This window comes from Streptomyces sp. NPDC046876 (assembly GCF_040645035.1).
Classification (GTDB): Bacteria; Actinomycetota; Actinomycetes; order Streptomycetales; family Streptomycetaceae; genus Streptomyces.
The window spans coordinates 14,566-28,197 of sequence record NZ_JBEYXK010000019.1 but is presented as its reverse complement, the minus strand read 5'-3'; the positions used below and the strand labels follow the sequence as shown (position 1 = coordinate 28,197).

Sequence of the window (13,632 nt, the reverse complement as noted above, 5' to 3'; positions counted from 1 at the left end):
GGGGAACGGACCCGTCCAGTCGCTCACGCAGCGTAGCGGGCGGCCGACGGAGGGGGCGGGCTTTGCAGGGATTGCGGGCAAAGATCACCTCGTGGGCGCCCCTGCCCGGTTAATCAGCGTACGTCAGTTCGCAGAGGGGTCGGTTACGCCGGCCTGTACGGCGGCTTTCGCGGTCCCGACGTCCAGGACTGCGACCCCGGGCCATGGGAAAGGCCCGGCCCTGTGTGACACAAGGCCGGGCCTCCTAGCCGTGGCCTCAGAGCGACGGGTACAGCGGGAACTTCGCGGCGAGCGCCGAGACGCGCGCCTTGAGGGCCTCGCCGTCGTACGCCGGCTTCAGCGCCTCCGCGATGATGTCGGCGACCTCGGTGAAGTCCTCGGCGCCGAAACCGCGGGTGGCCAGCGCCGGCGTGCCGATCCGCAGACCCGAGGTGACCATCGGGGGCCGCGGGTCGTTCGGGATGGCGTTGCGGTTGACCGTGATGCCGATCTCGTGGAGGCGGTCCTCGGCCTGCTGGCCGTCCAGCTCCGAGTTGCGCAGGTCCACCAGGACCAGGTGCACGTCGGTGCCGCCGGACAGCACGTCCACGCCCACGGCCTTGACGTCGTCCTGGACCAGGCGCTCGGCGATGATCTTCGCGCCGGCCAGGGTGCGCTCCTGGCGCTCCTTGAACTCGGGCGAGGCCGCCACCTTGAAGGAGACCGCCTTGGCCGCGATCACGTGCTCCAGCGGACCGCCCTGCTGACCGGGGAAGACCGCGGAGTTGATCTTCTTGGCCAGCTCCTGCGTCGACAGGATGACACCGCCGCGCGGACCGCCGAGGGTCTTGTGCGTGGTGGTGGTGACGACGTGGGCGTGCGGCACCGGGTTCGGGTGCAGGCCCGCGGCCACCAGGCCGGCGAAGTGGGCCATGTCGACCATCAGGTACGCGCCGACCTCGTCCGCGATGCGGCGGAAGGCGGCGAAGTCCAGCTGGCGCGGGTAGGCGGACCACCCGGCGACGATCAGCTGCGGCTTGGACTCCTTGGCGAGGCGCTCGACCTCGGCCATGTCGACCTGGCCGTCCTCGCCGACGTGGTACGGGACCACGTTGTAGAGCTTGCCGGAGAAGTTGATCTTCATGCCGTGGGTCAGGTGACCGCCGTGGGCCAGGTTCAGGCCCATGATCGTGTCGCCCGGCTTGAGCAGCGCGAACATCGCGGCGGCGTTCGCCTGCGCACCGGAGTGCGGCTGGACGTTCGCGGCCTCGGCGCCGAAGAGCGCCTTGATGCGGTCGATGGCGATCTGCTCGACGACGTCGACGTGCTCGCAGCCGCCGTAGTAGCGGCGGCCCGGGTAGCCCTCGGCGTACTTGTTGGTCAGGACCGAGCCCTGGGCCTCCATGACGGCGACCGGAGCGAAGTTCTCCGACGCGATCATTTCCAGGGTGGACTGCTGGCGCACGAGCTCGGCGTCGACGGCGGCGGCGACGTCCGGGTCAAGCTCGTGGAGAGGGGTGTTCAGAACGGACATCTCGATCCCCTGTGGGTCAGTTTCCGGCGGTGAGCGCGTCGTACTCCGTCGCGGAGAGCAGGTCGGCCGGCTCCTCCGTGACGCGTACCTTGAACAGCCAGCCGCCCTCGAACGGAGCGGTGTTCACGAGCGCCGGGTCCTCCACGACGTCCTGGTTGGACTCGACGACCTCGCCGGTGACGGGGGAGTACAGGTCGCTGACCGACTTGGTCGACTCCAGCTCGCCGCAGGTCTCGCCCGCGGTCACCGTGTCGCCGACCTCGGGGAGCTGGGCGTAGACGACGTCACCGAGCGCGTTGGCCGCGAACTCCGTGATGCCGACCGTCGCGACGCCGTTCTCGGCGGCCGACAGCCACTCGTGCTCCTTGCTGTAACGCAGCTGCTGGGGGTTGCTCATGGCCTGATTCTCCTGGATGCGGGGGAGTGCGAACGAACAGTGGTCTTGCGTACCGAGACGGCTCGGCCGGCGGACGAGGGTTACTTCTGCCGCTTGTAGAACGGCAGGGCGACGACCTCGTACGGCTCATGCGTACCGCGAATGTCCACGCCGACGCCGGAGGTGCCGGGTTCGGCGTGTGCCGCGTCGACGTACGCCATCGCGATCGGCTTGCCGAGCGTCGGGGACGGGGCGCCGGAGGTGACCTCGCCGATCACCTCGCCGCCCGCCACGACCGGGAACCCGGCGCGCGGGACGCGGCGGCCCTCGGCGACCAGGCCGACGAGCTTGCGCGGGGCCTTCGTGGCGGCCCGCTCGGCGGCGGCCTCCAGGGCGGCGCGGCCCACGAAGTCGCCCTCCTTCTCGAACTTCACGACCCGGCCCAGACCCGCGTCGAACGGGGTCAGGTCGGTGGTCAGCTCGTGCCCGTACAGCGGCATGCCCGCCTCCAGGCGCAGGGTGTCGCGGCAGGACAGGCCGCACGGGACCAGGCCGGCGCCCTCGCCGGCCTTGGTCAGCGCCTGCCACAGCTCCACGGCGTGCTCGGGGGAGACGAACAGCTCGAAGCCGTCCTCGCCGGTGTAGCCGGTCCGGGCGATCAGCGCCGGGACGCCGGCGACCGTACCCGGCAGGCCGGCGTAGTACTTCAGCCCGTCCAGGTCGGCGTCGGTGAGGGAGGCCAGGATGGCGGGGGACTCCGGGCCCTGCACCGCGATCAGCGCGTACGCGTCGCGGTCGTCGCGGACCTCGGTGTCGAAGCCGGCGGCGCGCTCGGTCAGGGCGTCCAGGACGACCTGGGCGTTGGAGGCGTTGGCGACCACCATGTACTCGGTGTCGGCCAGGCGGTAGACGATCAGGTCGTCGAGGATGCCGCCGTCCTCCTGGCAGATGTGCGTGTAGCGGGCGCGGCCCACGCCGACGGTGGAGATGTTGCCGACCAGCGCGTAGTCGAGGGCCTTGACGGCCTCGGGGCCGGTCAGGGTGATCTCGCCCATGTGGGACAGGTCGAAGAGGCCGGCCTTGGTGCGCACGGCGTTGTGTTCGTCGCGCTCGCTGCCGTACCGCAGCGGCATGTCCCAGCCCGCGAAGTCGGTCATGGTCGCACCGAGCGAACGGTGCAGCGCATCGAGTGCGGTCAGGCGGGGTGCAGTGCTCATGGGTGTGGCTCCCGGGTCCCAGGGCATGACATGACGAGGACGTTCCTCCCCATCTGTCATCGGAACCTGAGAGGTTCGCCGAGAGTTCCGGGGGAACACCGACTTGCACCTTGGGTGGAGCACACCCCTTTCCGCCCGCGGCGGAGGGGGAGCGGCTCGCTTTTCAGATCTGCCTCATCCACGCGGTACGGGGCCTGAGAGATTCAAGGGAGGTACTTGCTCCTTCGGCGCCCGGGCGAGGCCGTGGGGCCTGCCGGGACTCTCCCGCGCGGATTCAAGCGGCCGGTATGCAGTTGGTCCAGATGGCGCACATCATTGCACGCCCTGCCGGGAATCGGGCGGGCGGCCCCGAAAGACTGTGTGATTCGCGGTACGGCCGTGTTTGTACGGCCGCGTTCGTCTGGTCGTGTGCCTGCGGCCGCGTGCGTACGCCCGTCCCGGTGGTCGGACGGCCCGGCCGCAACCGGGGCCGCCGGATTACCGTCTCTTTACATTCAGTGGGCAAGGGGTCCTGTGACCCGCATTCGGGGGGAGGCGATCACCGTGCGGAGATTCGGAGCGCTGGCGACGGGCGGGGCCAGGGCCGGCGCCGTGGACGGGCTGCCCGCGCAGCCGCGGCGGGCAGCCCGTCCCGCCGCCGCCGGCGGGCCCGTGCGCGACCTGCGGGGGCGGGGCGTGCGCGGACCGCAGTGGCTCGGCTTCGCCGAGGGGGACATCGTCGTGGTCTCCGGCCTGCCCGGCGGCGGGAAGAGCACCCTGATCAAGCGGGCCGCGCGAGGGGGCGGGATCGACTCGCAGGACGTGCGCGAGCGCTGGGAGCGGCGGGTGCCCGCGGCCCTGCCCTACGCCGCGTACCGGCCGCTGGTGCGGATCGCGCACTACTGGGGGCTGTGGCGGGTCCTGCGCACCGGAGCCTCGGTGGTCGTCCACGACTGCGGCACCCAGAGCTGGGTGCGCGCCCTGCTGGCCGCGACCGCCCGGCGCCGCGGCCGGGCCCTGCACCTGCTGCTGCTGGACACGTCCCCCGAGGAGGCCCTGGCCGGGCAGGAGGCCCGCGGCCGCGGGGTCTCCTCGTACGCCTTCTCCCGCCACCGCGCGGCGGTGGACCGCCTGCTGCGGGCCGCGGAGACGGGCCCCCTCCCGGCGGGCTGCGCCTCGGTGGTGCTGCTCGACCGTGCGGCGGCCGCCCGCCTGGACCGCATAGCCTTCCGCCCCGACCCGCGCGGCGCCGCCTGAACGCGGATCCGCAGCCCGCGGCCGGGGGCGGGACGGCGGGTGCCGCGCGGGGGGCTACCCTTCGGGCGACACCACGTGCGGGAACGGGAAGCGGAGGCGGGCATGCAGGGCGGCGGGTGGCCGGAGAACGAGCTGGAGCAGGTGCTCGGGGCGGCCCTGGGCGTGCCGGAGGCCGGCGCGCGGATCGTCGAGGCGCTCGGCCGCAGCAGCGTGTGGGTGCCGCTGCCGGGCGGCGGGGGCCCGGACAGCGCGTCCCTGACCCTGCCCACCATGGAGATCGGCGGCGCGCCGTACGTCCCCGTCTACAGCTCCGAGAGCCAGTTCCGCGCCTGCGTCGGCCCCGGCATGGACTTCGCCGTCGCCCCGGCCGTGGAGTTCGCCCGCGGACTGCCCCCGCAGCTCGGCATCGCCGTGAACCCCGAGGGCGCCGTCGGCGTCCCGCTGCCCCCGGCCGCCGTCGCCCAGCTGTGCCGGGTCGGCCGGACCGAGCTCGACGGACCCGCCACCGGCGGCCGCGTCCGCCTCTTCGAGCCCGACTGGCAGGACGATCCGGTGGACTTCCTCGCCGCCGCGGCCGAGGAGTTCCGGGCCACCGGCGTCGTCACCGCGGCGCACCGCTGCCTCGCCAGCGTCGAGGGCGGCGCGCCCGAGCTGTACATCGGTGTCCGGCTGGCGGGACGGGACGCCGCGATGCGAAACGCCCCGCTCGAGGCCCTCGGCCGGGCCCTGGCCCGCGTCCCGGCGCCCTGGCCGGTGCAGTTGATCCTGCTCGACGCCGCCGAGGACCCGGTGGTCGACTTCATCGTTACGCGCGTACGCCCCTTCTACCTGCCCTAGGGCCGCTTAAGCTGGTTACATCTGCGGGCCGCACGGGCGGCCCGGACACGGCGGACGACGTGGCGGACGAGGAGGGGTACCGGGTGAGTGCGTCAGGCACGGCCGCGGCCGGGCAGGTCGAGCACATGATGCGCCAAGTGACTCCCGGGCGCTACGAGAACTACGAGTCACTGCTGCACGCGCTCGCCGAGGGCCGGCTGTGGATGCTGCTCTGGCACGGCAGCCCCGGCTCGCCCGACGCCCAGTACGGCGGCATGGAGCTCGAGGGCCTCGGATACGCGCCCTGCGTGACCTCCCCCCAGGAGCTGGCCGCCAGCGGCTGGAACCGGGGCTACGAGGTCGTCACCGGGCGGGACATCGCCCGCGCCCTGTACCCGGACCGCTGGGGCCTGTGGCTCAACCCGCACGCCCAAGGCGGCGGCCTCGGCATCCCCTGGGCCGACCTGCGCAGGATCGCCACCGGCCTGGAACGGATGCCCGCCGGCCCGCTGCGGCTGTCCGAGCCCGCCCTGGAGCTCCCGCAGTTCTACGGGCTGCTGACCCAGCACGCCCACCGCACGCCCGCCGTGCGCTCGCTGCGCCGCGCCTGGGTGCAGCCCGCGCTGGGCTCGCCGTACCTCGCGGTGGGGCTCGACCTGTACGACGCCTCCGCGCCCGCGCTGGAATCCGTACGGGAGATGATGCGCCAGTCCGTCGGCGCCGTGCCCGAGGGCGTGCCGGTGTGCACGGTGGCGCTGGCCGACGAGCACGACCCCGTCGCGATGTGGCTCCGGTCACAGACGCGGCCGTTCTACGACCGTGAGGGCCAGGCCCCGGTCTACTGATCCGGGGTCGTTCGACCCCTGAGACTCCTCCTGTCGCGCGAGCCGAAGGCCGCGGGGAACACCGGTTCCCCGCGGCCTTCGGCTTGTCCGGATTTGGCCGCTGTTGAGGGCCCAAAAGACATGGCCCTGACGTCAGTTGGGCGCCATGTCCGTTTGCGTACCGACTGGATGGTGTTGCTCCGCTGAGGTGGCAGCGGAGTCCGGATAACGGGAATCGGACCCTCACATCACGGTTGCGCATCCATTCATCTGCGGGTCTGGCGGCTGATCGCAGCCCCGATGAAGACTCCCCACCCAAGAGCCGGTCAGTCCTCCAGGACCAGGTCCGGCCCATGCACCGCGCTTGTTGTTTCACCTGGCTCTCTGCACAACTTCTGCACCACTGCTGCACCGCTCCTGCACCGCGCACGGAACTGTCATGCGCACCGCAACCGCACCGCACTCGCACCGCAAAAGCACCGCAAAGCACCGCACTTCAAGCACTTCCTGCACTTCAAGCACTTCCTGCACCTCAGCACGCGTCCTGGCGTGTCACCACGCACTCGAGCGCCACTCCGCACCAACGCCGCCACAGCGGCGGGCATGGGCCGGCAACCCGTCGGCCGAGAGGGGTCCCCACCACGATGACGGCACCACTGCACGACACGAGCGCGGAATCACCCGCACCCGTGTCCGTAGCCGACGTCCCTGCGAAGGCCATCGAAGGCCGCTCGCCCGGCCGCATCGCCTGGATGCGGCTCAAGCGCGACAAGATCGCGCTGACCGGCGGCGTGATCGTGATCCTGCTGATCCTGGTGGCGGTCTTCGCGCCGCAGATCGTGAGCCTGCTGGGCCACCCGCCCAACGAGTTCCACGAGGACCTGATCGACCCGGATCTCGGCACGCCGACCGGCTCCTGGGGCGGCATCAGCTCCGACTTCCTGCTGGGCGTCGAACCGACCAACGGCCGCGACGTCTTCAGCCGGATCGTCTACGGAGCCCGCATCTCCCTGGTCGTCGCCTTCCTGGCGGCCTTCGTCTCCGTCGTCATCGGCAGCCTGCTCGGCGCGCTCGCCGGGTTCCTCGGCGGCTGGATCGACGGCATCATCAGCCGCCTGATGGACCTGCTGCTGGCCTTCCCCCAGCTGCTGTTCACCATCGCCCTGGTCTCCGTCGTCCCCAACTCCCTCTGGGGGTTCGAGGGTTCGGGCGTCCGCATGGGCGTACTGATCATCGTGATCGGCTTCTTCGGATGGCCGTACATCGGCCGTATCGTCCGCGGCCAGACGATCTCCCTGAGGGAGCGCGAGTACGTCGAGGCCGCCCGCAGCCTCGGGGCGGGCCGCGGCTACATCCTGATCAAGGAGCTGCTGCCCAACCTGGTCGCGCCGATCCTCGTCTACTCGACGCTGATCATCCCGACCAACATCCTGACGGAGGCGGCCCTGAGCTTCCTCGGCGCCGGCGTCAAGCCGCCGACCGCGTCCTGGGGAAAGATGCTCTCCGACGCCGTCCCCATCTACCAGGACGACCCCATGTACATGGTGGTTCCCGGTATCACGATCTTCATCACCGTCCTGGCGTTCAACCTCTTCGGGGACGGGCTGCGTGACGCACTCGACCCCAAGGGCAGCTGAACCGATTCACCGCTTCACCCACCTCTGGAGGTTGGACCACCGTGATCCGCAGAAAGCAGGCACTCGCGATCACCGCCGTGATCGCCGCCCTGTCCCTGACCGCCGCGTGCGGTGGCGACGACGGCGACAAGAAGACCGAGGGCAAGGGCGGCGGCAATGCCGCCTTCAACCTCGCCACCACCACCATGGTGAACCCCTCGGACGCCAAGGGCGGCGAGCTCAAGCTCTGGTCGCCGCAGGACGTCGACTACCTCGACCCGGCGCGTGCCTACTACGGCTTCGTCTGGGACATCCAGCGCCTCTACGTCCGTCAGCTGCTCGCGTACGACAGCAAGCCCGGCGAGGCCGGCAGCAAGCTCGTCCCGGACCTCGCCGAGGCCCTGCCGGTCCTGAGCAACGACGGCAAGACGTACACCGTCAAGCTCAAGGACGGCGTGAAGTTCGAGGACGGCACGCCGATCACCTCGAAGGACATCAAGTACGGCATCGAGCGCGTCTTCGCCCAGGACGTCCTCTCCGGCGGCCCGACCTACCTGATCGACAAGCTCGACCAGGGCCAGAAGTACCCCGGCCCGTACAAGGACACCGACCCCAGCAAGATGGGTCTGCAGTCCGTCCAGACGCCGGACGACAAGACGATCGTCTTCAACCTGGCGAACCCGGACTCCGACTTCAGCTACCTGCTGGCCATGCCGTCCTCCTCGCCGGTCCCGGCGGCCAAGGACACGGGTGCGACGTACACCAACAAGCCCGTCTCCACCGGCCCCTACAAGATCGAGAGCTTCACCGCGAGCAAGGGCGCCACCTTCGTCCGCAACGAGAACTGGGACCCGAAGACGGACACGATCCGCAAGGGTCTGCCGGACAAGGTCTCCTTCACGGTCACCACCAACCCGGACGACATGGACGCGCGTCTGCTGTCGGGTGACATCGACCTCGCGATCGACGGCACCGGCGTGCAGCAGGCCGCGAAGAACAAGATCCTGAAGGACGAGAACCTCAAGAAGAACGCGGACAACCCCTTCACGGGCTACATCCGCTACTTCGCCTTCCCGACCACGGTCGCGCCGTTCGACAACATCGAGTGCCGCAAGGCCGTCATCTACGCGGCCGACCCGAAGTCCCTGCAGACCGCCCGCGGCGGCCCGACCAGCGGTGACCTCGGCGCGAACATGCTGCCGCCCGGCATCCCCGGTTCGGACAAGAAGTACGACCCGTGGAACCTGACCAAGGGCGAGCCGCAGGAGGCCAAGGCCAAGGAGGCCCTCAAGGCCTGCGGCAAGCCGGACGGCTTCGAGACCACCATCGCGGTGCGCAACAACCGCGCCCCCGAGGTAAAGACCGCCGAGTCGCTCCAGGCGTCGCTGGCCAAGGTCGGCATCAAGGCCACGATCGACCAGTACGACGGCAAGCTCTCCTCCTCCACGATCGGTTCGCCCGAGAACGTGAAGAAGAAGAACTACGGCATCATCGTCATGGGTTGGGGCGCCGACTACAACTCCGGCGCGGGCTTCCTCCAGCCGCTGGTCGACGGCTCGTTCATCCAGCCGAACGGCAACAACAACTACACGATGACGAACGACCCGGAGATCAACCAGCTGTTCAAGTCGGCCTCCGCCGCCGCGACTCCGGACGCCGCCGCCCCGTTCTACACCCAGATCAACCAGAAGGTGATGGAGAAGGCGCTCTACCTCCCCATCAACTTCGACAAGGCCTTCGTCTACCACAACCCGCGTCTGACGAACGTCTACTTCAACGACTCCATGGGCAAGATCGACCTGGCCACCGTCGGCATCAAGCAGTAGCCACAGCCCGAGTCGTCACGTAACAACAGGCAAGTGCCTTCACCGCACATGCGCTAGTCCGAAGGGCAGGTGAAGGCCGCAGGCGGCGGCTGCCGTCCCCACGAGGGACGGCAGCCGCCCGCCCCGGGCGGCCGACTGCAGTGCTCGTCTACCTCATACGGCGGCTGTTCAACGTCGTCGCCACGCTGCTGGTGGTCTCCGTGGTCACCTTCGGCATCTTCTTCGCGGTCCCCAAGATCACGGGCAGCGATCCGGCGCTCATGTACGCCGGCCGCGAGACCAACGAGACCGCCCTGGCGGGCATCCGCGTGAAGATGGGCTTCGACAAGCCCATCTCCGAGCAGTACCTGACCTTCGTCAAGGGCATCTTCGCCGGCCGCGACTACGACGGCGGCACCGAGATCACCCACTGCAGCGCGCCCTGCTTCGGCTACTCCTTCAAGACCGAGGCACCCGTCTGGGAGACCATGGTCGACCGCATGCCGGTCACCCTCTCGCTCGCCCTCGGCGCGGCGGTCATCTGGGTGCTCGCGGGCGTCGCCACCGGCGTGGTCTCGGCACTCAGACGCCGCACGGCCATCGACCGCACGGTCATGGTCGGCGCACTCGCCGGCGTCTCCCTGCCGATCTTCTTCACCGGCATGGTCGCCCCCGCCATCTTCGTCTACAGCCTCGGCTGGCTGGACGTCTCCAACTACAAACCCCTGACCGAGGATCCGCTGGCATGGCTCAACGCCATGATCCTGCCCTGGGTCACCCTGGCCTTCCTCTTCGCCGCCACCTACGCCCGCATCACCCGCGCCACGATGCTGGAGGTCCTCGGCGAGGACTACATCCGCACCGCCCGGGCCAAGGGCCTCAAGGAGGGCGTGGTCATCCGCAAGCACGCCCTGCGCTCCACCCTCACCCCGATCGTCACGATGTTCGGCCTCGACCTCGGCGGACTCCTCGGCGGCGCGGTGCTCACCGAGACGACCTTCAACTTCCAGGGTCTGGGAACGGCGGCCGTCGCCGCCATCGGCCAGGGCGACCTGCCCGTGATCATGGGCGTCACCCTGCTCGCCGCCCTCTTCGTGGTGCTGGCCAACCTGATCGTGGACCTGCTGTACGCCGTCATCGACCCGCGCGTGAGGCTGACGTGACCGAGAACAACCCCACCTCCCGCCCCGGTGGAGCCCCGGCCCAGGGCCCCGCGTTCGTCCCCGAGCAGGCCGGCCCGCGCGACGGCGCCTTCCTGTCGGTGCGCGACCTCAAGGTGCACTTCCCGACCGACGACGGCCTGGTCAAGTCCGTCGACGGGCTCTCCTTCGACCTGGAGCGCGGCAAGACGCTCGGCATCGTCGGCGAGTCCGGCTCCGGCAAGTCGGTCACCTCGCTGGCCATCATGGGCCTGCACCGCACCGGCAACGCGCGCAGCCGCCCGCACATCTCGGGACAGGTCGTGCTCGACGGCGAGGACCTCGTCTCGGCCGACGCCGACCACGTGCGCAAGCTCCGCGGCCGGAAGATGGCCATGGTCTTCCAGGACCCGCTGTCCGCGATGCACCCGTACTACACGGTCGGCAAGCAGATCGTCGAGGCGTACCTGACCCACCAGGGCGGCGACAAGAAGGCCGCCCGCAAGCGGGCCGTGGAGATGCTCGACCGGGTCGGCATCCCCGAGCCGCACCGGCGCGTGGACGCCTACCCCCACGAGTTCTCCGGCGGCATGCGCCAGCGCGCGATGATCGCGATGGCGCTGGTCAACAACCCCGAGCTGCTGATCGCGGACGAGCCGACCACCGCCCTGGACGTCACCGTCCAGGCGCAGATCCTCGACCTGATCCGCGACCTGCAGAAGGAGTTCGGCTCCGCGGTCATCATGATCACGCACGACCTCGGCGTGGTCGCCGAGATGGCCGACGACATCCTCGTGATGTACGGCGGCCGGTGCGTCGAGCGGGGCAGCGCCGAGAAGGTCTTCTACGAGCCCCGCCACCCCTACACCTGGGGGCTGCTCGGCTCCATGCCGCGCATCGACCGCGAGCAGACCGAGCGCCTGATCCCGGTCAAGGGCTCGCCGCCCAGCCTCATCAACATCCCGAGCGGCTGCGCCTTCAACCCGCGCTGCCCGTACGCCGACGTCCCCAAGGGCGGCATCACCCGCACCCGGCGGCCGGAGCTCACCGAGGACGGAGGCGGGCACTGGTCCGCCTGCCACATGTCCTCCGAGGAGCGGAACCGGATCTGGACCGAAGAGATTGCGCCGAAGCTGTGACCGACATGAAGAAGAAGGACGGCGCCCCGCAGTCCGGCGCGCAGACGGCTGAGCAGACGGCAGCGGCCGCCGAGGAGCAGCCGCTGCTGAAGGTGACCGGCCTGGTCAAGCACTTCCCCATCAACAAGGGGCTGCTGCGCCGGCAGGCCGGGGCCGTCAAGGCCGTCGACGGGATCGACTTCGACGTCCGGCGCGGTGAGACCCTCGGCGTCGTCGGCGAGTCCGGCTGCGGCAAGTCCACGATGGGCCGGCTCATCACCCGCCTGCTGGAGCCCACGGGCGGCAGGGTCGAGTTCGAGGGGCGCGACATCACGCACCTCGGCGTCGCCGGGATGCGGCCGCTGCGCCGCGACGTACAGATGATCTTCCAGGACCCGTACGGCTCCCTGAACCCGCGGCACACCGTCGGCACCATCGTCAGCGCTCCCTTCAAGCTCCAGGGCGTCGAGCCGGAGGGCGGCCTCAAGGCGGAGGTGCAGCGGCTGCTGTCGCTGGTCGGCCTCAACCCCGAGCACTACAACCGCTACCCGCACGAGTTCTCCGGCGGCCAGCGCCAGCGCATCGGCATCGCCCGCGCCCTGGCCCTGAAGCCGAAGCTGGTCGTCGCGGACGAGCCGGTCTCGGCGCTGGACGTGTCGATCCAGGCCCAGGTGGTCAACCTGCTGGACGACCTCCAGCAGGAGCTCGGCCTCACGTACGTGATCATCGCGCACGACCTGTCGGTCATCCGGCACGTGTCGGACCGCATCGCGGTGATGTACCTCGGCAAGATCGTGGAGCTGGCCGACCGTACCTCGCTGTACGAGAAGCCGATGCACCCGTACACCAAGGCGCTGCTGTCGGCCGTGCCGGTGCCGGATCCGCGCCGGCGCGGTGCCAAGAGCGGGCGCATCCTGCTCAAGGGCGACGTGCCCTCGCCGATCTCGCCGCCGGCCGGGTGCCGCTTCCACACCCGGTGCTGGAAGGCCACGCAGATCTGCGCGGTGCAGGAGCCGCCTACGGTGACGCCGGAGGCGGGGCACCAGGTCGCCTGCCACCACCCCGAGAACGCCCCCGACCTGGCCCCCGGCGACCCGGCCCTGCCGGACGCGCCGGCCGCCGCGGTGTAGCCCGGGGCACTGCCGTCCGACGGCCCGGTCACCGAGTAGCGGTCGGCGACCGGGCCGTCGGCCATCCCCCGCAGCCCGCTTCCGCAGCCGGGGCCTTTCGAAGCGGGCCGGCAATCCAGCATCGCCATCGAAGCCGAGGGTCGGCACAATCCAGCCTCGCCGGCGTTTGAGGCGCGGGGGTTTGGGGCGGAGCCCCAGCAACCCCGGCTCCGTCGGCCTTCGCAGCCGGGGTCTGGCCATTCCAGCCTCGCCGGCGTTTGAGGCGCGGGGTTTGGGGCGGAGCCCATCAACCCCGGCTCCGCCGGCTTCGCAGCCGGGGTCCGGGCATTCCAGCCTCGCCGGCGTGTGAGGCGCGGGGTTTGGGGTGGAGCCCCAAGGATCCCGGCTCCGCCGGGCACCGGGCTCCGCCCGGACCCGTGCCTCAATCGCCGGCGGGGCTGGAGTTGCCGACCCCGGTCCCGGGCGCGGGCGGAGCCGGCTGGGCTTGTGGGGCGCTGCCCCAGGCCCCGCGCCTCAATCGCCGGCGGGGCTGGAGTTGCCGACCCCGGTCCCGGGCGCGGGCGGAGCTGGCTGGGCTTCTGGGGCGCCGCCCCAGGCCCCGCGCCTCAATCGTCGGCGGGGCTGGAGTTGCCGACCCCGGTCCCGGGCGCGGGCGGAGCCGGCTGGGCTTGTGGGGCGCTGCCCCGGACCCGCGCCTCAAACGCGGCGGGGCTGGAGTTTCCGGACCGCGGCTTCGAAGGCCGGCGGGGCTGGAGTTGCCGGGCCCCCGGCTCAGGTGGCGGCGGAGCCGGTTGGGCTTCTGGGGCGCCCCAGCCCCGCGGCTCAAACGCCGGCGAGGCCGG

The 13,632-nt window shown here is 70.8% G+C and carries 11 protein-coding genes and 1 riboswitch; of the genes, 8 read left to right on the top strand and 3 right to left on the bottom strand.

The window, feature by feature from the left end; genetic code table 11:
• Positions 1 to 256 precede the first annotated feature (256 nt).
• The 3 genes from glyA to gcvT form a co-directional block, all read right to left on the bottom strand.
• Entirely contained in the window at positions 257 to 1,513 is a 1,257-nt protein-coding gene (gene glyA, locus ABZ924_RS13870; protein ID WP_361907915.1) for a serine hydroxymethyltransferase, read from the bottom strand.
• A gap of 16 nt (positions 1,514 to 1,529) precedes the next feature.
• Positions 1,530 to 1,910, bottom strand: a complete 381-nt coding sequence (gene gcvH, locus ABZ924_RS13865; protein ID WP_361907912.1) for a glycine cleavage system protein GcvH — start codon at positions 1,908 to 1,910, stop codon at positions 1,530 to 1,532.
• A gap of 80 nt (positions 1,911 to 1,990) precedes the next feature.
• Positions 1,991 to 3,106: a glycine cleavage system aminomethyltransferase GcvT gene (gene gcvT, locus ABZ924_RS13860; RefSeq protein WP_361907909.1), complete on the bottom strand. Its 1,116-nt coding sequence runs from the start codon at positions 3,104 to 3,106 to the stop codon at positions 1,991 to 1,993.
• A gap of 173 nt (positions 3,107 to 3,279) precedes the next feature.
• A riboswitch (glycine riboswitch) is annotated at positions 3,280 to 3,383 on the bottom strand.
• 314 nt (positions 3,384 to 3,697) lie between these two features.
• Between gcvT and ABZ924_RS13855 the strand changes: the two genes are divergently transcribed.
• The 8 genes from ABZ924_RS13855 to ABZ924_RS13820 all read left to right on the top strand — a co-directional run bounded on the left by ABZ924_RS13855 (position 3,698) and on the right by ABZ924_RS13820 (position 12,790).
• Positions 3,698 to 4,342, top strand: a complete 645-nt coding sequence (locus tag ABZ924_RS13855) for an AAA family ATPase (protein WP_361908075.1) — start codon at positions 3,698 to 3,700, stop codon at positions 4,340 to 4,342.
• A gap of 102 nt (positions 4,343 to 4,444) precedes the next feature.
• Entirely contained in the window at positions 4,445 to 5,179 is a 735-nt protein-coding gene (locus ABZ924_RS13850) for an enhanced serine sensitivity protein SseB (protein WP_361908073.1), read from the top strand.
• 83 nt (positions 5,180 to 5,262) lie between these two features.
• Positions 5,263 to 6,003: an enhanced serine sensitivity protein SseB C-terminal domain-containing protein gene (locus tag ABZ924_RS13845; protein WP_361907906.1), complete on the top strand. Its 741-nt coding sequence runs from the start codon at positions 5,263 to 5,265 to the stop codon at positions 6,001 to 6,003.
• Positions 6,004 to 6,626: 623 nt separating this feature from the next.
• A complete protein-coding gene (locus tag ABZ924_RS13840; protein WP_361907903.1) occupies positions 6,627 to 7,619 on the top strand; it encodes an ABC transporter permease in 993 nt (330 codons plus the stop codon).
• A 41-nt stretch (positions 7,620 to 7,660) separates the two neighbouring features.
• The gene (locus tag ABZ924_RS13835; protein ID WP_361907900.1) at positions 7,661 to 9,424 is read left to right on the top strand and encodes an ABC transporter substrate-binding protein; all 1,764 of its coding nucleotides are present in this window, start codon (positions 7,661 to 7,663) and stop codon (positions 9,422 to 9,424) included.
• A gap of 140 nt (positions 9,425 to 9,564) precedes the next feature.
• A complete protein-coding gene (locus ABZ924_RS13830) occupies positions 9,565 to 10,566 on the top strand; it encodes an ABC transporter permease (protein WP_361907897.1) in 1,002 nt (333 codons plus the stop codon).
• A gap of 92 nt (positions 10,567 to 10,658) precedes the next feature.
• Positions 10,659 to 11,681 carry an ABC transporter ATP-binding protein gene (locus ABZ924_RS13825; protein WP_361908070.1) on the top strand — a complete coding sequence of 341 codons (1,023 nt, stop codon included), beginning with the start codon at positions 10,659 to 10,661 and terminating at the stop codon, positions 11,679 to 11,681.
• Positions 11,682 to 11,686: 5 nt separating this feature from the next.
• A complete protein-coding gene (locus ABZ924_RS13820) occupies positions 11,687 to 12,790 on the top strand; it encodes a dipeptide ABC transporter ATP-binding protein (RefSeq protein ID WP_361907894.1) in 1,104 nt (367 codons plus the stop codon).
• Positions 12,791 to 13,632: the final 842 nt, after the last annotated feature.